The sequence below is a fragment of the Rhodococcus sp. PML026 genome (genome assembly GCF_000963615.1).
GTDB lineage: Bacteria > Actinomycetota > Actinomycetes > Mycobacteriales > Mycobacteriaceae > Rhodococcoides > Rhodococcoides fascians.
Genome location: NZ_KQ031371.1, coordinates 264,121 through 286,312 on the forward strand (window position 1 = coordinate 264,121; position 22,192 = coordinate 286,312).

The 22,192-nt window shown below is 63.0% G+C and carries 20 protein-coding genes and 2 tRNA genes; 10 read left to right on the plus strand and 12 right to left on the minus strand.

From position 1 onward, the window contains the following. Nucleotides 1–113: 113 nt before the first annotated feature. Nucleotides 114–488 (minus strand): restriction endonuclease, encoded by a 375-nt coding sequence (locus tag VF34_RS25860; protein ID WP_052718651.1) that lies wholly within the window; start codon nt 486–488, stop codon nt 114–116. A gap of 374 nt (nt 489–862) precedes the next feature. Between VF34_RS25860 and VF34_RS08820 the strand changes: the two genes are divergently transcribed. After that, nucleotides 863–1,393: a hypothetical protein gene (locus VF34_RS08820; protein ID WP_032374405.1), complete on the plus strand. Its 531-nt coding sequence runs from the start codon at nt 863–865 to the stop codon at nt 1,391–1,393. Between the two features lie 12 nt (nt 1,394–1,405). Here the strand turns inward: VF34_RS08820 and VF34_RS08825 are convergent, their stop codons facing one another. From VF34_RS08825 to VF34_RS08840, 4 genes are all read right to left on the minus strand, one after another. Further along, nucleotides 1,406–1,741, minus strand: a complete 336-nt coding sequence (locus VF34_RS08825; protein WP_032374406.1) for a hypothetical protein — start codon at nt 1,739–1,741, stop codon at nt 1,406–1,408. Between the two features lie 646 nt (nt 1,742–2,387). Next, nucleotides 2,388–2,459 (minus strand) — tRNA-Val (locus VF34_RS08830). An 87-nt stretch (nt 2,460–2,546) separates the two neighbouring features. Further along, nucleotides 2,547–3,008 (minus strand): peroxiredoxin, encoded by a 462-nt coding sequence (locus VF34_RS08835; RefSeq protein ID WP_027497443.1) that lies wholly within the window; start codon nt 3,006–3,008, stop codon nt 2,547–2,549. Nucleotides 3,009–3,039: 31 nt separating this feature from the next. Further along, nucleotides 3,040–3,462 (minus strand): DUF3052 domain-containing protein, encoded by a 423-nt coding sequence (locus VF34_RS08840; protein WP_027497444.1) that lies wholly within the window; start codon nt 3,460–3,462, stop codon nt 3,040–3,042. 256 nt (nt 3,463–3,718) lie between these two features. Between VF34_RS08840 and aceE the strand changes: the two genes are divergently transcribed. The 6 genes from aceE to VF34_RS08870 all read left to right on the plus strand — a co-directional run bounded on the left by aceE (nt 3,719) and on the right by VF34_RS08870 (nt 12,360). Then, on the plus strand, nt 3,719–6,553 hold the full coding sequence (gene aceE / locus VF34_RS08845) for a pyruvate dehydrogenase (acetyl-transferring), homodimeric type (protein WP_032374556.1): 2,835 nt from the start codon (nt 3,719–3,721) through the stop codon (nt 6,551–6,553). 87 nt (nt 6,554–6,640) lie between these two features. Further along, a complete protein-coding gene (locus VF34_RS08850) occupies nt 6,641–8,065 on the plus strand; it encodes a PucR family transcriptional regulator (protein WP_228139233.1) in 1,425 nt (474 codons plus the stop codon). A gap of 128 nt (nt 8,066–8,193) precedes the next feature. Continuing rightward, nucleotides 8,194–9,102: an ACP S-malonyltransferase gene (locus tag VF34_RS08855; protein WP_032374408.1), complete on the plus strand. Its 909-nt coding sequence runs from the start codon at nt 8,194–8,196 to the stop codon at nt 9,100–9,102. Between the two features lie 88 nt (nt 9,103–9,190). Then, the gene (gene acpM, locus VF34_RS08860) at nt 9,191–9,535 is read left to right on the plus strand and encodes a meromycolate extension acyl carrier protein AcpM (protein ID WP_045841363.1); all 345 of its coding nucleotides are present in this window, start codon (nt 9,191–9,193) and stop codon (nt 9,533–9,535) included. 8 nt (nt 9,536–9,543) lie between these two features. After that, complete coding sequence (locus tag VF34_RS08865) at nt 9,544–10,794, plus strand: KasA/KasB family beta-ketoacyl-ACP synthase (protein ID WP_027497449.1); 1,251 nt, start codon at nt 9,544–9,546, stop codon at nt 10,792–10,794. Between the two features lie 132 nt (nt 10,795–10,926). Continuing rightward, nucleotides 10,927–12,360, plus strand: a complete 1,434-nt coding sequence (locus VF34_RS08870) for an acyl-CoA carboxylase subunit beta (RefSeq protein WP_032368156.1) — start codon at nt 10,927–10,929, stop codon at nt 12,358–12,360. 199 nt (nt 12,361–12,559) lie between these two features. On the opposite strand, the gene VF34_RS08875 is transcribed toward VF34_RS08870, so the two are convergent. The 3 genes from VF34_RS08875 to VF34_RS08885 form a co-directional block, all read right to left on the minus strand. Next, nucleotides 12,560–13,009: a cold-shock protein gene (locus VF34_RS08875; protein ID WP_032368157.1), complete on the minus strand. Its 450-nt coding sequence runs from the start codon at nt 13,007–13,009 to the stop codon at nt 12,560–12,562. A gap of 88 nt (nt 13,010–13,097) precedes the next feature. Beyond that, complete coding sequence (locus tag VF34_RS08880) at nt 13,098–13,610, minus strand: DUF3145 domain-containing protein (protein ID WP_032368158.1); 513 nt, start codon at nt 13,608–13,610, stop codon at nt 13,098–13,100. Between the two features lie 144 nt (nt 13,611–13,754). Beyond that, nucleotides 13,755–14,558 carry a serine hydrolase domain-containing protein gene (locus VF34_RS08885; protein ID WP_032374409.1) on the minus strand — a complete coding sequence of 268 codons (804 nt, stop codon included), beginning with the start codon at nt 14,556–14,558 and terminating at the stop codon, nt 13,755–13,757. Nucleotides 14,559–14,643: 85 nt separating this feature from the next. Here VF34_RS08885 and VF34_RS08890 point away from each other — a divergent pair, with 85 nt between their 5' ends. Together VF34_RS08890 and VF34_RS08895 are read left to right on the plus strand one after the other, a co-directional pair. Continuing rightward, entirely contained in the window at nt 14,644–16,779 is a 2,136-nt protein-coding gene (locus VF34_RS08890; RefSeq protein WP_032374410.1) for a molybdopterin-dependent oxidoreductase, read from the plus strand. A gap of 69 nt (nt 16,780–16,848) precedes the next feature. Next, nucleotides 16,849–16,925: transfer RNA gene (locus VF34_RS08895), tRNA-Ile, on the plus strand. A gap of 1,100 nt (nt 16,926–18,025) precedes the next feature. Here the strand turns inward: VF34_RS08895 and VF34_RS08900 are convergent. From VF34_RS08900 to VF34_RS08915, 4 genes are all read right to left on the minus strand, one after another. Then, nucleotides 18,026–18,640 carry an EI24 domain-containing protein gene (locus VF34_RS08900; protein ID WP_155289576.1) on the minus strand — a complete coding sequence of 205 codons (615 nt, stop codon included), beginning with the start codon at nt 18,638–18,640 and terminating at the stop codon, nt 18,026–18,028. Continuing rightward, nucleotides 18,637–18,987, minus strand: coding sequence for a hypothetical protein (locus VF34_RS08905; protein ID WP_032374412.1), 351 nt, complete (start codon nt 18,985–18,987; stop codon nt 18,637–18,639). The genes VF34_RS08900 and VF34_RS08905 overlap by 4 nt, the downstream gene beginning before the upstream one ends. After that, complete coding sequence (locus tag VF34_RS08910; protein WP_032374413.1) at nt 18,984–20,780, minus strand: TIGR03767 family metallophosphoesterase; 1,797 nt, start codon at nt 20,778–20,780, stop codon at nt 18,984–18,986. Before VF34_RS08910 ends, VF34_RS08905 begins: the two co-directional genes overlap by 4 nt. A 103-nt stretch (nt 20,781–20,883) precedes the next feature. Continuing rightward, nucleotides 20,884–21,351 (minus strand): universal stress protein, encoded by a 468-nt coding sequence (locus tag VF34_RS08915; RefSeq protein ID WP_032374414.1) that lies wholly within the window; start codon nt 21,349–21,351, stop codon nt 20,884–20,886. Nucleotides 21,352–21,461: 110 nt separating this feature from the next. Between VF34_RS08915 and VF34_RS08920 the strand changes: the two genes are divergently transcribed. After that, on the plus strand, nt 21,462–22,184 hold the full coding sequence (locus tag VF34_RS08920) for a GAF and ANTAR domain-containing protein (RefSeq protein WP_027497474.1): 723 nt from the start codon (nt 21,462–21,464) through the stop codon (nt 22,182–22,184). Nucleotides 22,185–22,192 lie beyond the last annotated feature (8 nt).

A 22,192-nucleotide genomic window follows, 5' to 3' on the forward strand; every position in this document is an offset into this window, starting at 1 on the left:
CAGCAGCAGAAACAACACGCCGACGCCGAACAGGCCACCTGCGATTAGGCCGAGGAAGGTGAGGTCGCGGGGGCTAAGCAGTGGGAGCCACATCGTTCGTTTGAACGACACCTTCACTCCTCCATCATTCGATTGAATGAACGCCCTCGCCACCTGGTCGACGCTTCTACCTTGCCCACGGGGTCATACGTGAACAGGGCAATCCCAACCTGGTCCGCGTCCTTGACTGCTGCCTTGCTGTAGTCCGACGCGACAAAGAAGAACAGCTGCTTCGAGGTGTCGTTGCCCCGTGCTCCAAATAGCCGGTTCATGTCGGGACTGCCGGCTGCTCCACCCTTCCATTTCACCTGCGCAAGGGCTCGACTTGATCGAACGTCTATACCTCCGTCCGCTCTGCCAGTCGTTGCGACTTCATCCACGAATCCCCACGACCGCATCTTGTCAGCTGCGTTCAGTTCAGCTTGGTGAAAGTCAGTGATGTACTGCATCTACCTCGTATTATGCTCCGTAAATAACAGCCATGTAAGATCGAACACACCACATTGCACGGGAGAGGGCATCTGACATGGCAACTCCAGAAGAAGAGCTGAACGCAGGACCGACGAGCGACACCGACACGGGCTCGGATGACTCAGGTCGTGACGACTGGGGCGGTGGTCAGCTCTTCCTCGGTGGTCGTGGTGAGCCCAACGAGCGCGGCGAGATGCCTGGGCTGAGACCGAGGAACTGAGCATGGCACGGCAAAATGACAACGATGAGTCGGATGACGACGACGTGGATGAGGCCTCATCAGCAGAGATGCAGGCCCGAGATTGGGGCAGCAGCCAATCTGTGACAGGTAGCGGCGCTCCAAGGAACCCGGATGAGCGACGACGGCGACGATGAGACGACGGAACATGGAGTCGTTTTTGGCGACTTCATCGCCAACGGAAGAGACCTTGAGTTCGATCGCCAGAAGACCCTGGAGGGTCGCGGCGGATTGATATTTCGGAATGATCTCGCAATCGTCACTGCTGTTGTCGCGATCGCAGCTTTCGCCATAGGTAGGTTCGGACCATTCCGAATCGAAACAGCATCGTTCGTCGTGCTCGGCCTAAGCGTGTGCGCACTCGTGCCCTCACTGATCTACTCCGCCGTTGTTCAGAGCGGAACAAGCCAATATTCGCTGGTGAGTGACGAAACCTTGAATATGATGATCGGCGAGAAATGGGGTTCATCGGAGAACCACGCTCGCTTCATCGTGGCTGCTCGCAACGTTGAAACTCTCCAGACACTTAGGAAAGCCAATCAGTCTCGCGCACAAAATCTGAAACTCGCACTGCGACTGCAAATTGCGTTCGTATTTCTTCTAATAGCTGCCGTTCTTACCGAAGTAGGCCTGCGGATTTTCTGATGCACTAGAGCGCTACAAGAAGAACACTGTGCTCACAAGCGTCTGCGTCGTCGCCGCGATGTCCGCTGGTCCAGTCGGAGCTGCCGTGTAGTCGATCGACATCGGGATGTACGTGCAGCGCTCCCCTGCAGTGTTCTCCTTGTAGATCCCCGCTTCTAGGGCAGTGAGGTCCGACAACGTCCACGCCACGCCTGTTGCCGGGTTCGTAGTCATCGTCCAGCCTGTGGACAACTCGTAGACGTTCTGCGCGCTTGGTGAGAAGGCAATCCCGTTGGTGTAGTTCGTTGAGCCGATGCGTACCGCCTCACGTGTGAGCGCATCCACCGGGTCGAGCTTGAGCACCTTCACCTGAACCGTGACCGAATTGATCGTCGATCCAGCTCAAATGCCATGCGCCGACATCAGATAGGTAACAATGCTCGTGTTCGTCGGGGAGTAGATGAAACTCGACGCCTCGTCGTCCGTGTTCACTTTCGCAGGCGTCGGCGTTCCGTTGTCGATCCACCCCGTGTTCACCGATGAAAGCGTTTGTGGGACAACGATAACGGTCGCCATCACCTGGCCTTGTAGATGCTGCAATCAGTGGCAGTCAGTTTGACGGTTCCGAGTATGGCGTTCGAGAGCTAAGTGTCGATCCCGAAACCGTAGGCGCGGATCTGCTGGTTCGAGAAGAACGGTATGACCACCTGCTTGTTCTGCTGGCCGGTGATGTTCACCGGTGTGATGTCGATATATCCACCACCATCGGGAGCTTCAGGAAGTCGTGGTCGCGGTGGGGCATCAGCTTCTCGTGCGCGTAGAACGCGGCGACGGGATTGAAGTCGAGGATGATGGCCTTGCGGGTACGGCCTGCGAGCTGGCGGTAGATCGGAAAGCTGATGTTGTTGGCCTCGTTAACGAACAGGATGTCGCGGCGGAAGCACTTTCGACAAACGTGACAATAACTCGCCGTCGATTAGGTTAAACCAGGGCCAATAGGCCCCTGTGACCAGGGTGGGCGCAGAGGGGTTCGAACCCCCGACCGCTGGTGTGTAAAACCAGAGCTCTACCGCTGAGCTATACGCCCGTGTGCCGGTGGCCTAGGGACATCCCCGGGCCACCGGAACGCTTGGAGAAATTTATCGTGTCTGCTGTCTAACTACAATTCCGCAGGTCAGCTCACCTGTGCGAGTGCCTCAGCCCACGATGAACTGTCTCGGGCTTCCCCGGGACCGTTCATTTCGGCGAATCTGATGATTCCGGACTTGTCGACCACGAAGGTTCCACGGTTGGCGAATCCTGCGCTGTCGTTGAACACGCCGTACGCCTGAGCCACTTCACCGTGTGGCCAGAAGTCGGACAGCAGCGGAAAGGTGTAACCCTGCTCTGCTGCCCAGATCTTGTGGGTCGGAGGCGGACCTACCGAGATCGCCAGGATCGCGGTGTCGTCGTTCTCGAATGTCGGTAGCTCGTCGCGCACTCGGCACAGCTCGCCCTGGCACGTTCCGGTGAAGGCCAGTGGATAGAACACGAGCAGTACGTTCTTCACGTCCCGGTACGACGACAACGTGACCAATTGGTTGTTCTGGTCTTTGAGGGTGAAGTCGGGCGCAACAGCGCCAACCTCGATCGGCATCTAGAACCGTCTTCCTGTGTCGAGCATGGGCCTACCGCTTGCTGGCAGGGGTCTTGGGCTGAACCAATCGACTTCCGATCCAGTCACCGAGATTGGCCGCAGAGGTCTGCGTCAATCCGGCTGTCGGAGCGGACTCGGCAATCTCGCTGGGCTCCACATGACCGGACATGCCGGTCTTGGGGCTGAGGACCCACACGATTCCATCGTCCGAGAGCGGACCGATGGCATCCATGAGTGCATCGACCAGGTCACCGTCTCCGTCGCGCCACCACAGCAGTACGACATCGATCACCTCGTCGGAATCCTCGTCGAGGGTCTCGCCACCGATCGCATCTTCTACGTCGGCGCGCAGATCATCGTCGGTGTCCTCGTCCCAGCCCAGCTCTTGAACGACCATGTCGCGAGTGATGCCAAGTTTCTGAGCGTAGTTCTGAGCGTCCGCCGCGGCGACCACGGTGGTGACCTCCTTGAATTGTGGGTGCAGTAGACAAAGCGAACAGGGTCGAAGCCGTTCGCGCAAGCTGACCGCGCCGAAATTGCGTACATAAATTTCTACTGGTGGGTATCGGACCTCTGTACTACCAGAACCGACGAGATGCGGCAGGATTGGGGAGGAATCACGAGAACGAGGAATGTAGATCGCCGTCACAGGGGCGAGCTACCGGACCGGGCGCCACACCGAGCGTCCGCCACATTGAGGAGTGCACACGTTGTCCGAAGTGAACAGCGGCGAACGGCAGAACACATCGTCTGCAGGCAAGAAGGGCTCGGACGGCCGGGTCCGCGTCATCCGTGAGGGTGTCGCGTCGTACCTGCCCGATATCGACAACGACGAGACCAACGAATGGATCGAGTCGTTCGACGGCTTGCTGGAGAGGTCCGGCCCCAACCGCGCTCGCTACCTGATGCTCAGGTTGCTCGAGCGCGCCGGTGAGCGCCGCGTTGCGCTCCCGTCGCTGACATCGACGGACTACGTCAACACGATTCCCACCGAGAACGAGCCGTGGTTCCCCGGCGACGAGTCGATGGAACGCCGCTACCGAGCCTGGATCCGCTGGAACGCCGCGATCATGGTGCACCGCGCACAGCGTCCGGGTGTCGGCGTCGGTGGCCACATCTCGACCTACGCGTCGTCGGCTGCGCTGTACGAGGTCGGCTTCAACCACTTCTTCCGCGGCAAGGATCACCCGGGCGGCGGCGACCACATCTTCATTCAGGGGCACGCCTCCCCCGGTATCTACGCCCGCGCCTTCCTCGAAGGCCGCATTCCGGCCGAGCGCATGGACGGCTTCCGTCAGGAAGCGAGCCATGTGAACGAGGGCGGCGGATTGCCGTCCTACCCGCACCCGCGTTTGATGCAGGACTTCTGGGAGTTCCCGACGGTGTCAATGGGCCTCGGTCCGATGAACGCCATCTACCAGGCGCGCTTCAACCACTACTTGAACGACCGCGGCATCAAGGACACCTCCGATCAGCACGTCTGGGCGTACCTCGGCGACGGCGAGATGGACGAGCCGGAATCGCGTGGACTCGCACATGTGGCTGCGACCGAAGGCCTCGACAACCTCACGTTCGTCGTCAACTGCAACCTGCAGCGTCTCGACGGCCCGGTGCGCGGTAACGGCAAGATCATCCAGGAACTGGAGTCGTTCTTCCGCGGTGCCGGCTGGAACGTCATCAAGGTCGTCTGGGGCCGCGAGTGGGACTCGCTGCTGCACAAGGACCGCGACGGCGCACTGGTGAACCTCATGAACACCACGCCCGACGGCGACTTTCAGACCTACAAGGCCAACGACGGCAGCTACGTCCGCGATCACTTCTTCGGCCGCGACCCGCGAACGAAGGAGCTCGTCAAGGATCTCTCGGACGACGAGATCTGGAACCTCAAGCGCGGCGGCCACGACTACCGCAAGGTGCACGCTGCCTACGCGGCTGCGATGTCGCACAAGGGCCAGCCGACGGTCATCCTGGCGCACACCATCAAGGGCTACACCCTGGGCAAGCACTTCGAGGGCCGTAATGCCACGCACCAGATGAAGAAGCTGACGCTCGACGATCTCAAGACGTTCCGCGATCTCCAGCACATCCCGATCTCGGACGAGGAGCTCGAGAAGGATCCGTACATGCCGCCGTACTACCACCCCGGTGCGGACGCTCCCGAGATCCAGTACATGCTCGATCGTCGCAGCAAGCTCGGCGGATTCGTCCCCGAGCGCCGCGTCGACGTCAAGCCACTGCCGCAGCCCGGCGACGATACCTACAAGACGCTCCGCAAGGGCTCGGGCAAGCAGGAAGTCGCCACCACCATGGCACTCGTGCGCGTCATGAAGGAGCTGTTGCGAGACAAGGAGATCGGCCACCGAATCGTGCCGATCATTCCCGACGAGGCCCGCACGTTCGGTATGGACTCGTGGTTCCCGTCGCTGAAGATCTACAACCGCAACGGCCAGCTGTACACCTCGGTCGACTCGGAACTGATGCTCGCCTACAAGGAGAGCTCGGTCGGTCAGATCCTGCACGAGGGCATCAACGAGGCAGGCTCCACGTCGTCGTTCACCGCGGTCGGTACCTCGTACGCGACGCACGGCGAGGTCATGATCCCGCTGTACATCTTCTACTCGATGTTCGGCTTCCAGCGCACCGGCGACGGTCTCTGGGCTGCAGCAGACCAGATGGCCCGCGGGTTCGTGCTCGGTGCCACGGCAGGTCGCACCACGCTGACCGGTGAGGGTCTCCAGCACGCCGACGGTCACTCGCTGCTGCTGGCGTCGACCAACCCCGCGGCGGTGGCGTACGACCCGGCGTTCTCCTACGAGATCGCGCACATCGTCAAGGACGGTCTGCGTCGCATGTACGGCGGCACCAAGGGCCCAGACGGAGAGTTGCTGCCTGGTTTCGGCGGCGAGAACATCTTCTACTACATCACCCTGTACAACGAGCCGTACGTACAGCCGGCCGAGCCCGAGAACCTCGACGTCGAGGGGCTGCTCAAGGGCATCTACCGGTTCGCAGAACCCCAGGAGGGCGACGGACCCGAGGCACAGCTGCTCGCGTCCGGCGTCGGCATCGTCTCGGCCCGCAAGGCACGTGAGTTGCTGTTCGAGGAGTGGGGCGTTCGTTCAGCCGTGTGGTCCGTCACCTCGTGGGGCGAACTGCGCCGCGACGGCGTCGAAGCCGAGAAGGAGTCGCTGCGTAACCCGGGTGCCGACAAGCGCGTTCCGTTCGTCACCTCGGCCCTGGCCGATGCCAACGGCCCGGTCATCGCGTCGTCCGACTGGATGCGCGCCGTGCCCGATCAGATCCGCCAGTGGGTTCCGGGCGATTACGTCACCCTCGGAACCGACGGCTTCGGCTTCTCCGACACCCGCCCGGCTGCACGACGGGTGTTCAACGTCGACGCCGAGTCCATCGTCGTCGCCACACTGTCCGCTCTCGCGGCATCGGGCGAGATCGACAAGTCCAAGGCCGTCGAGGCTGCCGAGAAGTACAAGATCGACGACGTCACCGCAGCTCCGACGTCGTACGCCGACACCGGCTCGGCGTAGGTCTTCGCCGTGATCGGCCGACCCCCGTTCCACCTCGCGACGAGTGTCCAGCGCGAGGTGGGCGGGGGTCGGGCGTAGGTTCTCCTTATGTCCGATGCGAAACCCGATTCACCGGACAGTTCGTCCGCGCGTGATGTCTCCCGGCGCGACGCTTACCGTGAAGCGTTGCGTGAGTCGTTGGCTCGTGACTCCCCGGCCCGTGACTCCCCCACCCGTGATTCGCTCACGACCGACAACGAGGTCCACCTTCCGGTCAACTCGTTGGCCCCTTCGCGCCAGAAGCGCGACCCTTTGCCCGACGCCCTGTTGCGACGCGTCAAACAGTTCTCCGGCCGCCTGTCGACCGAGGCAGTGACCACGATGCAGGGCCAGTTGCCGTTCTTCGGCGACCTCGACGCCGCCCAGCGGGCCAGCGTCCAGCTGCTGATCCAGACGGCCGTCGACAACTTTCTCGAATGGCTCAAGAACCCGAACAGCGACATTCGATTCAGCCTCGACGCGTTCCAGGTGATCCCGCAAGACCTCGCCCGACGCCTCACGCTGCGTCAGACCGTCGACATGGTCCGGGTGGCGATGGAGTTCTTCGAGCAGTGGCTCCCCGCGCTCGCCCGCAACGACCAGCAGTTGGTCGCGCTGACCGAGGCCGTGCTGCGGTACGGCCGCGAGCTGGGTTTCGCAGCGGCGTCCGTGTACGCCAGTGCAGCCGAGTCACGAGGCGCGTGGGACACCCGCCTCGAAGCCCTCGTCGTCGACGCCGTCGTCCGGGGCGATACCGGATCGGACATGCTCTCCCGTGCTGCCACGTTGAACTGGGACGCCACTGCGCCCGCGACGGTATTGGTGGGGACTCCCCCGGAAGACCGCGGCGTGTCCGTGGTGGGCACCGTGCACTCCGTCGCTCAGAAGCACGGTCGAGCTGCTTTGGCGGTGGTTCAGGGGACCCGATTGGTGATGGTGGTCAGTGGCCAGCTCGACGACACCGCGGCGCATCACGCGTTCATCGACGACATGTTGCAGAACTTCTCCGATGGCCCTGTCGTCATCGGTCCCACCACCCGCACCTTGGGCGCAGCGCACTCGAGCGCGGTGGAGGCCTTTGCCGGCATGCAGGCCGTGGCGGGCTGGCGGGGCGCACCGCGGCCGGTTCACGCCGGCGAGTTGCTGCCCGAACGAGCGTTGCTGAACGACGGGGCGGCCATCTCGGCTCTCAACGATCATGTCGTCGTGCCGTTGGCCGCGGCAGGTTCGGGTTTGGCCGACACGCTCGACGCGTATCTCGACTGCGGCGGTGCGGTGGAAACCTGCGCTCGGCAGCTGTTTGTTCATCCAAATACCGTCCGGTATCGGCTCAAGCGCATCGCCGAGGTGACCGGTCGTGATCCCACTCACCCACGCGATGCGTACGTCCTTCGGGTCGCGGCAACGGTAGGTAGGTTGGCTCGAACGCATCACGAACCGACATATCCAGCCCCATATGTCACACAGGTCACATTTGGAGAAGTGGTTACGTAACGCCGAACCGCCTTCCGGCGATAGCGGGTCTCCACGAGGCAATTTGTAGGGTTCCCACAAATTGCTTGTCGAGAGTTCATCGAGCGCGACATCACTGATGAGGGGCCCGACAGTGTTCCCTTAACTCTGTGATTGCGTTGCTTGCGCCCGGTCAGGGCTCCCAGACTCCCGGCATGCTGCTGCCTTGGCTCGAAATCCCGGGCGCGGCCGATCGGTTGGCGCTGTGGTCCAAGGCCTCCGGCCTGGATCTCGTGCGACTCGGTACCACCGCCACCGCTGAAGAAATCACCGACACTGCGGTGACTCAGCCACTGGTCGTGGCGTCGGCCCTACTGGCCTTCGAGGAAATCGCCTCGCGTGGACTGCTCCCCGACGACGCCATCGTGGCCGGCCACTCGGTCGGCGAGCTGGCGGCTGCGGCCATTGCCGGCGTGATCTCCTCCGACGACGCGGTATCCCTGGCGGCGGTGCGCGGGGCTGCGATGGCCAAGGCCTGCGCCCTCGAACCCACCGGCATGTCCGCCGTGCTCGGCGGCGACGAAGCTGCAGTTCTGGCCAGGCTGGAAGAACTCGATCTCGCCCCGGCCAACGTCAACGCAGCCGGTCAGATCGTTGCTGCAGGTCTGCTGACCAAGTTGGCGGAACTGGCCGAGAGCGCACCCGAGAAGGCGCGGGTCCGAGCACTTCCGGTCGCGGGTGCTTTCCACACCAAGTACATGGCATCGGCAGGCGACACCGTCGCCGCGGCCGCAGCCGCCATCACTCCGTCCGAGCCGACGCACACCTTGCTGTCCAACTCGGACGGTCAGCCGGTCGCATCGGGTGCCGATGCGCTCACCAAACTCGCTGCCCAGGTCACACGCCCCGTGCGGTGGGACCTGTGCAGCGCGTACCTGCGTACCGCGCAGGTCACCGGACTTGCGGAGCTGCCCCCGGCAGGCGCACTGGTCGGTATCGCCAAGCGTGAACTGCGCGGCGTGCCCAACCTCGGCCTGAAGACACCGGCGGACATCGCCGCATTGGCCGAGCTCGGATAGCTCGGTCACCTTCACACCGCAGTCTCGGTACTGCGGATCGACTTCCACTCCCCGAGTGGCAGAAATGCACAACCGCGTCTCGAAGCACATGACTTCGGCGTTCGACACAGAAGAGAAGGGAGCCACAACAGTGGCCAGCCAGGAAGACCTCATCGCCGGACTTGCAGAGATCATCGAGGAGGTCACGGGCATCGAACCGTCCGAGGTGACCATCGAGAAGTCCTTCGTGGACGACCTCGATATCGACTCGCTCTCCATGGTCGAGATCGCAGTGCAGACCGAGGACAAGTACGGCGTGAAGATCCCCGACGAAGACCTCGCAGGTCTGCGCACCGTCGGCGACGCCGTCAACTACATCCAGAAGCTCGAAGCGGAGAACCCCGAAGCCGCAGAAGCTATCAAGGCCAAGCTCGACGACTCCGCGAGCGAGTGACACGACCCATGACCAACCCATCCACCGCCAACGGACGCTTCCCCAGTGTCGTCGTCACCAGCCTTGCTGCGACCACGTCACTCGCGGGTGACGTCGATGCCACGTGGAAGGGTCTGCTGAACGGCGAAAGCGGAATCGGCACTCTGGAAGACGATTTCGTCACCGAGTACGACCTGCCCGTGCGGATCGGCGGACACCTCGCGGTGAACCCGCAGAGTCTGCTCTCGCGGGTCGAGATCCGTCGCCTGAGCTACGTGGAGCAGTTGTCCACGGTGCTCGGTCGTGAGGTCTGGAAGAACGCCGGCTCGCCCGACGTCGATCCCCTTCGCCTCGGCGTGTCGATCGGTACCGGACTCGGTGGCGGCGATTCTCTCATCGACGCCAACGACAAGATGAAGGCCGGCGGTTACCGCAAGGTGTCCCCGCTCGCCGTTCAGATGGTCATGCCGAACGGCCCAGCAGCGGTCGTCGGGCTCGAGCTCAAAGCACAAGCCGGCGTCATCACGCCCGTCTCCGCCTGCTCCTCGGGATCGGAAGCCATTGCGCATGCATGGCGGATGATCGTGATGGGCGACGCGGACATGGTCGTCACCGGCGGCGTCGAGGGATACATCGACGCGGTTCCGATCGCCAGCTTCTCCATGATGCGGGCGATGAGCACCAACAACGACAACCCGAAGGGTGCGTCACGTCCGTTCGACAAGGATCGTGACGGCTTCGTCTTCGGTGAAGCGGGTGCGCTCATGGTCATCGAGACCGAGGAGCACGCCAAAGCACGCGGCGCAACGATCCACGCCCGCCTGCTCGGTGCCGGAATCACCTCGGACGGGTTCCACCTCGTGGCCCCCGACCCCGAGGGCAAGGGTGCCGCGCGTGCGATGCAGCGCGCCATCGAGACCGCAGGCCTGCAGAAGTCCGACATCACCCACGTGAACGCACACGCAACGGCAACTCCCATCGGAGACACCGCCGAAGCGCTGGCGATCAACAAGGCAGTCGGAAATCACGCAGCGGTGTACGCACCGAAATCCGCTCTGGGCCACTCGATCGGTGCCGTCGGCGCCCTCGAGTCGGTACTGACGGTGCTGGCAGTGCGAGAGGGAATCATCCCTCCCACACTGAATTTGGAGAACCAGGATCCCGAAATCGATCTCGATGTCGTCAAGGGCGAGCCCCGCGTCGGACAGATCGACTACGCGATCAACAACTCGTTCGGATTCGGTGGGCACAACGTAGCGCTCGCCTTCGGTAAGGCGTGATCCACTGAGTCGACTTCTCGACTCAGCGAATCCCGCTCTCGCAGTGCATGATCCGAGCTGGGGCCGTTCTTTCGACGGACGGTCCCGGCTCGGGCCTCGCCCCCGCCAGGGGCCCTGAAGAAGGACAACGCGATGACCATTCTGGCCCCTGTCACACGATCCGGCACCTCTACCGATCCGCGCGACCCCCTGACCCGCCTCGAAAAGCTCTTCGACGCCGGAACCACTGTCCCCCTGCATGATCGGGACAAGTCGGGAATTCTGGCCGCATCGGGCGAAATCGACGGCGTCCACACCATCGCCTACTGCTCCGACGCCACCGTCATGGGCGGTGCCATGGGGGTGGACGGCTGCAAGCACATCGTTGCCGCGATCGACACCGCCATCGAACAGCGCGCCCCGATCGTCGGCGTCTGGCACTCGGGTGGTGCTCGCCTCGCCGAGGGCGTCGAGGCTCTCCATGCCGTCGGACTCGTCTTCGAGGCCATGGTGCGAGCGTCCGGCCTCGTCCCACAGATTTCCGTCGTCCTCGGTTTCGCAGCCGGTGGTGCAGCGTACGGTCCCGCCTTGACCGACGTCGTCATCATGGCTCCCGAGGGACGCGTATTCGTCACCGGACCCGACGTCGTTCGCAGCGTCACCGGCGAACAGGTCGATATGGAGTCGCTCGGGGGCCCCGACACGCACCACAAGAAGTCCGGGGTCTGCCACATCGTCGCCGACAGCGAGATGGACGCGTTCACCCGCGCCCGCCGTCTGGTGTCGATGTTCTGCGAGCAGGGCGTGTTCGACATCGCCGCCGCAGAACACGGCGACACCGATCTACGCGCACTGATGCCCGAATCCAACCGTCGTGCCTACGACGTGCACCCGATCATTCACGAACTGCTCGACAACGTCGAAGGCGAATCGACGTTCGAGGAGTTCCAGGGAGGCTGGGCTCGCAGCATCGTCATCGGTCTCGGCCGCATCAGTGGCCGCACCGTCGGCGTGATCGCCAACAACCCCATCCGACTCGGAGGTTGCCTGAACTCCGAAAGTGCCGAGAAGGCAGCGCGTTTCGTTCGCCTGTGCGACGCCTTCGGTATACCGCTCATTGTGGTCGTCGATGTGCCGGGCTACCTGCCGGGCGTCAGCATGGAATGGGAAGGCGTCGTTCGCCGCGGAGCGAAGTTGCTGCACGCGTTCGCCGAGGCCACCGTCCCCCGCGTCACGCTGGTCACTCGCAAAATCTACGGCGGTGCCTACATCGCGATGAATGCCCGCGCACTCGGTGCCACCGCGGTCTACGCCTGGCCCGGCTCCGAGGTCGCCGTAATGGGCGCGAAGGCGGCCGTCGGCATCCTGCACAAGAAGGCGCTCGCCGCCGCACCCGAAGAAGAGCGTGAGGCACTGCACGACCGCCTCACCGTCGAGCACGAGAGCATCGCAGGCGGTGTCGATCGCGCCGTGGCCATCGGCGTCGTCGACGAGGTCATCGAGCCCAGCAAGACCCGAAGCACGGTTGCGAAGGCTCTCGCCGCAGCACCGGCGGCTCGCGGAAATCACAAGAACATTCCGCTCTGATCGACTCCGACCGCTACTTCCTGCGGTCCGTCAGCCCTGCCCCGAGACCCCACCCCCGAGACCCCACCCCGGTTGGGAAACCCACCCCGGTTGGGAAACCCACCCCGGTTGGGATCAATGCGCCTTTCAGGCACTCCATGTGCAAGAAAGCCACATTGATTCACACCGGGGACGGGCGAACGAGGTCGATCGAGGTCGGTCAGCCCTGGATCCATCGGTGATCGTGGGCCAGTCGAACTACGGCCGATCGCACGTCGAGTATCTGCGCAGCCGTGAGCGTGCCGTTCGACGTCAGTAGTTGTTCGGTCAGCTCTGTGGTGAAGTCCGCCTCGGACAGGACGTCCGCGCCTGCGTCGTCGTGGCGCTGGTGACCACTGACGGGTGCGGTGTTGTGAAATGGGACGTCGGGTTTGTGACGGGTAACCAGAGCGGTCGACGTCGGCCCGTCGATGATCTGGACCTCGGTGGCCTTCAGACCACGGTCACCGTCTACGGCAACGTATTCGACGCGTACTCCCGGTGCCAACAGTCGTTTGTCGAAGTCCAGATCGTTGACGTGGATGAACACGTCCTCGCCGCCCTCGTCCGGCGCTACGAATCCGTACCCCTTGAACTCGTCGAATCGAATCACTTTTCCGGTCGACAACATCGAACTCACCACTCCACGGTCGTTCCCACATGCCTACCCCAGGCACGAACGCGAAACTACCGCCGCGACGAATCCCCGGCAACCGCTGCTAGCCGACGTTGCGGCTGAGCCAGGTCACTTCTGCTCCTGCGCCTCCGGTGCGGAACGGCTCGAGTGCGGCATCCCAATCCGAGCCGAGCGCGTGCTCCACTGCGGCGGCGAGGTTGCCTTGGTTGTTCTCCATCAGGGCGCGCAGTCGCATCTCGCCGAGCACCACGTCCCCGTTGGCACTCGTCGATCCGCGCCAGAGACCCAATCCGGGTACGTGCGAGAACCGTTCGCCGTCGACGCCTTCGCTGGCGTCTTCGGTCACCTCGTAGCGCAGCATCTGCCAGGAGCGCAGGATGCCGGCGAGCTTCGCTCCGGTGCCTACGGGCCCGATCCAGTCCGTGGTGGCGCGCAGCTGTCCGTCGGATGCCGGCTGCGCGGACCACTTCAAATTGGCACGGCAATCGAGGGCGTCGGATAACGCCCATTCGACATGCGGGCACAGCGCAGCGGGCGACGAGTGGATGTACACAACACCCGACGTCGCATCTGCGAATTGGTTCGATCCACGCATTGCACTACCTCCAGCTTCGACGAGGGACGTCTTCCCCAACGACCTCGACATGCTCGAACTGGTTGCAGCGATTCAACGCGTGTGTGTACTAGTGTGCCCCGAGTTGCCCCTGTTGCGCCAGTGCAATCTGTGAACGGTGGTGTTTCACCCGGCCAGGATGGCGTCGGAGAGCTCGGGCCAGAGCGGTTTGGCCCAATCTCCGAAGTTTCGATCGGTCAGCACCACGCACGCGATCCTCACCGACGGGTCCACCCACAGGAACGTCCCGGCCTGTCCGAAGTGGCCGAACGTTGCCCTCGAGTTGTTACTCCCAGTCCAGTGCGGGGTCTTGTCATCGCGCAGCTCGAACCCCAGACCCCAGTCGCAGGGCTTGTGCGATCCGTACCCGGGCACGATTCCGTTCAGTCCGGGAAATTGCACGTCGACGGCCGAAGAGAATGTCTGCGGCGCGAGGAGACTCGGCTGCAACAGTTCCGCGGCAAACTTGGTCAGGTCTGCAACGGACGAACGGGCACCGTGACCGGCCGACCCGGGCAACGACGTGTCGACCATCCCGAGCGGTCCGCAGACTGCCTCATCCAGGTAGTCGGGAAAGGTGATTCCCGACTCTGCTTCGATGAGTTCGGCCAAGACCTCGAATCCCGCGCTCGAGTAGATCCTCTTGGTGCCGGCCGGAGCCTGCACCTTCCGCTCGCCGAACGCCAGTCCCGAGGCATGCGCCAGCAGATGCCGCACAGTCGACCCCTCCGGCCCTGCGGGCTGGTCGAGCTCGACGGCACCTTCCTCCACGGCAACAAGCACCGCGTAGGCGGTGAGCAATTTGGTGACCGACGCCAGCTCGAAGACGCGCGCGGTGTCCCCCACCTCCTCCCGCACTCCGGCGTCGGTGACGACGGCGGCACTGACATGGTCGACGGGCCACGAGGCAGTGAGATCGAGGGTAGTCACGACTCCAGAGCCTAATTGTCTGCCGATGCCCGTGGATCGGTCCCCTGCCGGGCTAGTCTCGGACGACAGGAATGGGAGAAATGCGATGTCGGTTGTGTATGGATCGTGCAATCTGTGCGAGGCGATCTGTGGTCTCGAATTCACGGTGGAGAACAAGACGGTGGTCTCGATCCGCGGCGACGAGAAGGACCCACTCTCCCGGGGCCACATCTGCCCCAAGGCTCTGTCGTTGATCGACCTTCATGCCGACACCGATCGGCTCACCACACCGGTCAAGCGGGTGGGTGAGAAGTGGGAGAAGATCGGCTGGGCGGAAGCGTACGACCTCGTCGTCGATGGCCTTGTCTCGACGCGGAAGAATTACGGATCCAATGCTGTCGGGCTGTATCAGGGCAATCCCAACGTGCACTCGATGGGTGCGATGACCCACGGCATTCCGTTCACGTCGCTGCTGCGCACCCGCAATCGGTACTCGGCGACGTCCTTGGATCAGTTGCCGCACCAGCTCGTCGACCATCTGCTCTACGGCCACCAGCTCCTGCTGCCCATTCCGGATATCGATCGAACCGATTTCTTCCTCGTCCTCGGCGGCAATCCGATGGCCTCCAACGGCAGCATGATGACGGTGCCCGACTTCGCCAAAAGAGCACGCGCACTCCGTAAGCGGGGTGGCCGACTGGTAGTGGTCGATCCACGTAAGACCGAAACGGCGGATATTGCCGACACCCACTTCTTCGTTCGTCCCGGTAGCGACGCGCTGCTGTTGCTGGCGATGATTCACACGATCGTCGCCGACGGCTCCGTCCGTGTCGCCGACTACGTCGATGGTGCCGATCGACTTGCCGATCTCGTCGCCGAATTCACGCCGACGGCGGTGGCACCGATCGTCGGCATGTCGGCAGACGACATCTCTTCTCTCGCACGGGACTTCGCTGCGGCGAAGTCTGCTGTGGCGTACGGCAGGATGGGAGTGTCGACGCAGCAGTTCGGCACGGTGTGCCAGTGGGCGATCCAGGTACTCAACATCATCACCGGCAACCTCGACCGCCCGGGCGGTGCGATGGTGACCGATCCGGCGATCGATCTGATCTCGCAGGGCATCGTCGGTCGTGGACATTTCGACAAGTGGCGCAGCCGCGTTCGCGATCTACCCGAGTTCGCCGGCGAGTATCCCTGTTCGACGCTCGTCGACGAGATCACCACCGAGGGCAAGGACCAGATTCGTGCCATGGCCGTCCTGTCCGGCAATCCGGTGCTGTCGATGCCCGGCGGTACTACCCTGAACGACGCGTTCGCGGGACTCGATTTCATGGTGTCGTTCGACTTCTACATCAACGAGACCTCGCGTCACGCTCACGTGATTCTGCCTCCGACGATGTCCCTCGAACGCGATCACTACGATCTGATCTTCAATTCTTTCGCGGTACACAACACTGCCAAGTACATGCCCGCAGTCCTACCCAAGCAGGCTGAGGCCAAGCATGATTGGGAGATCTTCCGAGACTTGTCACTGCGCTACAAGAACCGCATGGCGGGTTCCACCGTCGATCGACTTAAGGCACGATTGACGCCGAAGAGCGTCATCGGCGAGGCCCGTCTGCGCCTGTCTCCTGCTCGTACTCTGGATATCCTGCTCCGTAGCCGACGAAAAGGGTTGTCGCTGAGGAGGCTTCGAGCCAACCCGCACGGCATAGATCTGGGACCGCTGCGTCCGGGCTTTCCCCAGAAGCTGAAGACCAAGGACAAGCGCATTCAATTGATCCAGGACGTCGTGGTCGGTGAACTGCCTACCCTGGTGGACCTGATGCACTCGAGCGCGGCCCCCAAGGGCGACGAGCTCCTGCTGATCGGTCGACGGCATCTGCGCAGCAACAACTCGTGGATGCACAACACCGCTCGGCTCACCAAAGGCAAAGCGCGACATCAGCTTCTGGCCCACCCGAACGATCTCCTCCAGCGCGGGATCGAGGACGGTTCGATGGTGTCGGTCACTTCCGCGGCCGGTACCGTCGACATCGAGGTTGCGGCGTCCGAAAAGATGATGCCCGGGGTGGTGAGCATGCCGCACGGATTCGGTCATCAGCGCCCGGGCGTGCAGCTCTCGGTCGCCACCACTGTCACCGGACCGAGCGTCAACGACATCACCGACCCCGCCCGAGTCGACGCGGTCTCGGCGAACGCGATTCTCAACGGCGTTCCGGTGCAGGTGAGGGCCAAGTAGCGCCCCCGATGGAACCATGAGACGGCGTGATTCTGTACGATTCTGCTGGCTCGTACCTGGTACGGGATTGGGGCGGTAGCTCAGTCGGTTAGAGCCGTGGACTCATAATCCATTGGTCGCGGGTTCGAGCCCCGCCCGCCCCACCAAGACTTCTGACATTGTCTAGATGCCGGGTCGTCAGACGGCCCCTGGAGCTCAACTAGCGGCCGTCGCCAGGGCGAAGCCGGGTTTACTCAGCCGATCACCGACTCTGCAAACTTCTTTCCACCGCTTGCGCAATCTTAGATCTAGTGCCGCTCTCGGCAGCCGCTGCCAACTGCGCGGCGGTCAGGAGCAGCGCTAAACGCCGTGTTGACATTTGGGCTGCTGTCCCCTCACCCGAGGGACATCCGTCGACAACTGCTGTCACGGTTGCAAGCTCACTCGGCTCTATGAAGTCGCGGTTATCGAAAGCAAACGACCGTAGAGCAGCGACCAGCGCCAGTACCGGCGCGAAGAATGGCAATACCAGGACCAAAAGTGGCCCGTATACGAAGACTCGGAGAACGATATTCGGCAAGTACGAATATGTCGCGTTGTCGCGTTCACCGAAGCGCTGGTCGATTCCGCTTCTGATCAAAGCCATAAGCGTTAAAAATGCAGAAGTTGAGACAAAGCCCGCAAACGTGCTTTTCACCCCAAACCATTGACAAGATGCCACGAGCAGAACCAGTGCTGACAACCGATATCCTGGTGCGACTGAAGTACGGGCCCGAAGAGAACACGCGATAGCGACTCCCAAGACCGCAGCTTGTGGCCACCACATTCCCTCGGGGCTCCGCCAGTCCGAGAGGGATACGATCCAGGTCGGCATTTGCCAACCCATCGATTCTACAGGTCCTCGATACCAATCGATGGGCCTTGGGAACCCCGACTCGTTGAGGATCGCTGACACACCAGCACACCACACCCACGTGGAAACGAGAAGCAAGAACGACATATCGATGAGGCGTGCCCATGTAGTTTCGAAGAAGTCCTGGACCAACCCTTTGAGACTGGTTTGCGCGGATTCGACGTTCATCATTCTATTACTCCCCCGGGGCCGAGTTCACTTTCGTGGAGGCTAGCGCGAGTGTCCGACAAGAAGGAATCCGTCATTGCGGACGGTGCCAACACAGGGGCGGGTACAGCGTCGCAGAAAGGGTGTTCACTTCACGTTTCAACTTCCTGAGCAAATCGAGCGATCCTTCACTACGCAACCAAGGAACTATGAAGCGCGGTGGCATACTACCTTTATCGTCACAGCGGTTGCTCTCCGATACACAGCCGACCAATACAGCAGCAGTGCAGCAGCAGTGGCCCCGAACCACAGCCACGTCAGGAATGCCGCCACCACGCCGGTGACGAAGAATCCCAGCACGAGTGCCACCACCCAGCCGAGTAGGTAGGCGAGGATCGTGATGACCGCCGCTGCGGTACAGCGCCACGGGGATTGCTTCACGGTGTGTAGTGCAGCGCGCAGAGGGTTTCGGCGACCGTCGACCGCCGCTGGAAGTATCAGCAGCGCAAAGACAATCACGATAACCGGGAGCAAGGGGAAGAGAATTGCGAGCGCAACGGCCATCCCGGTCAGCACCACGCACCACGCCAGTACCCGCGGTCGTCGCAACGTCCGGCTCGATGCGCCCGACGCATTACCGTCCACCACGTCGAGTGCTATCGAGGCGGTGAACCACAGCGCACACACCACCGTTGCGGCGGAAACGACGACCAGCGCAGCGAATCTCAGGGAGGACGTCGGAGCCGGATCCCCCACCACGGTCAGCGCCTGAATCAGAGCCGAGACGATAACCACCGATGCGAGCAGTAGCACCCCTCTCATGGCGCACCGACCGTCGAATTGCGGTCGAGTACGTCCTGCACCGAACCCGAGTAGAGAAGGGTTGCGCCGACCTTCACTTCGACGGTACTGGCATCGTCGGACGTGGCCGTACCGTTAATCGTCTCGTTACCGGTTGTCGTCCCGGCACATTCGATGTCCGCCCCGGTGCCCGAGCACACGGGCGCAACCAGGATCTCGATTCCTTGCTCGAACAGAACGTCGTTCACCGCGTAGCGGAGATTCCCGAGTTCGGCTCCCCCGACCGGCGCGAGCGCGGCGGTCTGCGAGCACCCCGCGCAGGCCAGCACTGCCGCCGCCGTGATGAGCTGTCTACGAACACCGTTCATCGTCCCTGCCTCGTCTCGTACGCAATCAGTCTGGCGTGCTCGTCGAGGTGTTGCTGTTCCAGAGCCGCGTCGGTGATGGCGCTCAGGTCGAACGGCGCGGGCAGGAGGAGTTCGGTGTTGCGGTCGAGGCGCGAACCCCGTCGCATCAGCGGATTCTCGGCCCAGTCGTTCGCAGCCAGCTCACGACTACGCGAGGCGAGGTCCAGGTAGCTGCCGCTGTTGCCGGGCGTGATCGGCGACGCGTGATCGAGCACCGTGGTGAACAGCGACAATGTCTCGTCTCTGTTGTCGACGATCTCCACCACCTGCTGTTGCTGCGGAAAGTCGATGCACGACGCGGTGGTGATCTCCCAGAACCCTCGTCCGTCTCGCGAATGCGCCAAGATCTGATTCTGGTGGGTGTGACCGTTGAGCCAACCGATCACCACAGGATATTTCAGAAGCAGGTCGATGAATTCGTCTGCGCCGTACAGCTTCACCGACTGTCCCGGCCGCTGTGCACGGTTCTCCAGGGTCAGGCTGTTGTGGTGGGTGTAGATCAGGACGAGCTTGCGCTCGGCCTGCGCCTTCTCCAATTGCTGAGCGAGCCAGTCGAACTGGTCCTCGGGCACCGCCCCGTCGGGGCCGGCGACGGCGTTGCACGTGTCGAGTCCGAACGTGCGAACGTTCGGAGTCGGGTCCGCCGCCCACCACGTTTCACCCGAGTCGAGGTTGTGCTGGGTGAAACCGTGCCCGATCGGCCCTGGGGTGGGAGTCGTCTCGAAGTGCTCTTGCATGAACTCACGCTGCTCGAAGAGATACCGAGCCGGATCCGCCGACACTGCCCGAAACCCGGGCCGGGCACCGGATCCGACCCCGAGCGCATCGACCATCCTCTGCAGCGGACTACCCGTCGATGCGTAGCCGGCCAATGCCGACGTGGCCGTCGCTTCGAGTGTGTACGCCTTGCGTCCGCCGACCGCGAGGGCATGCAGCTGAGAGGAGAGATCGAACGTGCCGAGCAACAACGTGTCGTGATTGCCGTAGACGGAATACCACGGGACGGGTAGCCCCACCGATTCGACGGTCCCCGACATCGCCTGCGTCAACAGATCGGGAAGCGTCGGAAATCCGTAGTCACCGAACGACCCTCCCGACGGATCGCCCGGCCGATACGCCCACTGCGCCTCGGGCCACGCTTGCACGCCCTCGAAGACGTCGGATGCGCCGCTCGTGGGCCGGACCGCGACGCCGTCGAGAACGTCTATGTACCAACGAAGTTCGAGATGAGAATGCATGTCGGCGCTGTCACCGGTGACAACCGCGGCCCCCATGGGAGCGCCGGTGACCGAACTGATTCGTGCATCCGCAAATGCCTTCACCATCGCTGCCGTGACGTGCACGGTCAGCGGGTCCTGCGGGTGGAAGGCCGAGCCCCATGCGGCATGGTCGGAGACGATCATGGGCTCGATCCGGCCGGGCGATTGCGCATCGATGACATGCATGTCCGACAGGTGCCCCAAGTAGAGCAACGAGCGTCTGGCCTGCACCCGAGACGCGCTGGGTGCCCGCCCGAGGATGTCGAGGCGAGGGACGTAGGGCTCCCCCGGCCCCGCAGCGAGCACCCGGTACCGACCGGGGCCGGTCGACGATCTCAGGATGGTCTGCGCCAGCGTTCCGCCGACATCGGTCTCTCCTGACGCCGGCTGCGCCCGAGCGACAAGGACGTGGCCCAGAACCTGCGGTGCGATTCCCCATGCCGCGGCGAGGGTGCCCACCCGAGTGACGAATTGACGACGCGACAGACCAGCCATGGAACTCCCCGAATCCGAGAACCGCACCACATGCGCCTCGCATCCGACGAGGTGACTGCCTATTTTTGCAGGGAAAACCGCGGACTGGTTGGAATTCGAGCCTTCATGGCACCACTGTGACCGGCCAGCGGCCCGCCTTGACCAGTCGCACTGCCACAGATCCCGCCAATCGGTGCCCGGCGCGTTCGGAGGCCCCCACCACGACGGCGTCGGTGCGGAGTCCATCGGCAACCGCGACGAGTCCGTTGTAAGGATCACCCTGCGCAGTGCGGAATTCCCAGCGAACCTGCTCTCGCTCCCCGAAGCGGGCCACCGAGGTTCTGATGTATTCGAGGAGTTCGTCGGCGATCTGTCGGCCCGTTTCCACCATCGAGATCCCCGCCTGGCCCCACGACGCGGTGGCGATGGGCTGCACGTAGACCAGCACCAGAAGCGATTGTTGCCTACGGGCCAGTCCTCCGGCGTATGCGGCGGCCCGCCAGGACGAATCCGAGCCGTCGACGCCCACCACGATGGACTTCGGGCCGTCGTGGCCGTACTCGAATCCCGTAGATTCCTGCGCATTGCTCACGACATGAGGCTACTGCCAGCCCGTTGGTGCAGGGACCCCGGCGCAGGGCGGTACGGTTGATGTGCTGCGCAACCGGTTTGCCCGGCATGCGCCACACGACGGGAGAAGCAATGACCGACGACGAACAGTTCGACGCTCCGTCGACCGACCCGGCAACTGTATTCGCCGCTCTGGCCGACATCGTGTATCGCGGCAGTAGCGCAGAAGAGGTCTACACCGCTATCTGCAACGCCGCGACGATGGTTGTCCCTCACTGCGATCACGCGAGCCTCATGTTGTTGCGCCACGGAAAGGCCGTCACCGTCGCGGCCTCGGATGACGTGGCACGCGTCGTCGACGACATCGAACGCGCCACAGGTCAGGGACCGTGCCTGGATGCGCTGACCACCGAGGCCGTCCAACTCGAGCCGGATTTCAGCAGCCCCACCCAGTGGCCCGCAATGGCTCGGGGTGTCCTGAACCGCACGCCGGTCCGGGGAGCGATGGGGTTCCGCCTCAAGGTCGACGAGCAGAAGGTGGGTGCTCTCAACCTGTTCACCGACACCGCGGGTGCCTTCGATGCCGACACCGCCGACAAAGCCGTCATCCTGACTGCATTCACTTCTGTGACGGTCGGGGCGATGCTGAACGGCCAAGAGGCATCGACCTTGCGCGACGGCCTCGAGAGTAACCGCGAGATCGGCAAGGCGATCGGCCTCATCATGGCGCTGCACAAAGTATCCGACGAAGAAGCGTTCGCACTGCTCCGCAAATCGTCGCAGGATCTGAACGTCAAGATCGCCGATCTCGCATCGACGGTCGTCCAGCGGCACGGCAAGGGCCTGTCGAGCTGAACGCGCCG

Coding starts and splice junctions, on each gene's coding strand:
- VF34_RS08900 (WP_155289576.1), bottom strand. CDS start 18,640: ATGAGAGGGGTGCTACTGCTCGCATCGGTGGTTATCGTCTCGGCTCTG.
- VF34_RS08905 (WP_032374412.1), bottom strand. CDS start 18,987: ATGAACGGTGTTCGTAGACAGCTCATCACGGCGGCGGCAGTGCTGGCC.
- VF34_RS08870 (WP_032368156.1), top strand. CDS start 10,927: ATGACCATTCTGGCCCCTGTCACACGATCCGGCACCTCTACCGATCCG.
- VF34_RS08865 (WP_027497449.1), top strand. CDS start 9,544: ATGACCAACCCATCCACCGCCAACGGACGCTTCCCCAGTGTCGTCGTC.
- VF34_RS08890 (WP_032374410.1), top strand. CDS start 14,644: ATGTCGGTTGTGTATGGATCGTGCAATCTGTGCGAGGCGATCTGTGGT.
- VF34_RS08875 (WP_032368157.1), bottom strand. CDS start 13,009: ATGTTGTCGACCGGAAAAGTGATTCGATTCGACGAGTTCAAGGGGTAC.
- VF34_RS25860 (WP_052718651.1), bottom strand. CDS start 488: ATGCAGTACATCACTGACTTTCACCAAGCTGAACTGAACGCAGCTGAC.
- VF34_RS08850 (WP_228139233.1), top strand. CDS start 6,641: ATGTCCGATGCGAAACCCGATTCACCGGACAGTTCGTCCGCGCGTGAT.
- VF34_RS08920 (WP_027497474.1), top strand. CDS start 21,462: ATGACCGACGACGAACAGTTCGACGCTCCGTCGACCGACCCGGCAACT.
- VF34_RS08835 (WP_027497443.1), bottom strand. CDS start 3,008: ATGCCGATCGAGGTTGGCGCTGTTGCGCCCGACTTCACCCTCAAAGAC.
- VF34_RS08820 (WP_032374405.1), top strand. CDS start 863: ATGAGCGACGACGGCGACGATGAGACGACGGAACATGGAGTCGTTTTT.
- acpM (WP_045841363.1), top strand. CDS start 9,191: ATGACTTCGGCGTTCGACACAGAAGAGAAGGGAGCCACAACAGTGGCC.
- VF34_RS08910 (WP_032374413.1), bottom strand. CDS start 20,780: ATGGCTGGTCTGTCGCGTCGTCAATTCGTCACTCGGGTGGGCACCCTC.
- VF34_RS08880 (WP_032368158.1), bottom strand. CDS start 13,610: ATGCGTGGATCGAACCAATTCGCAGATGCGACGTCGGGTGTTGTGTAC.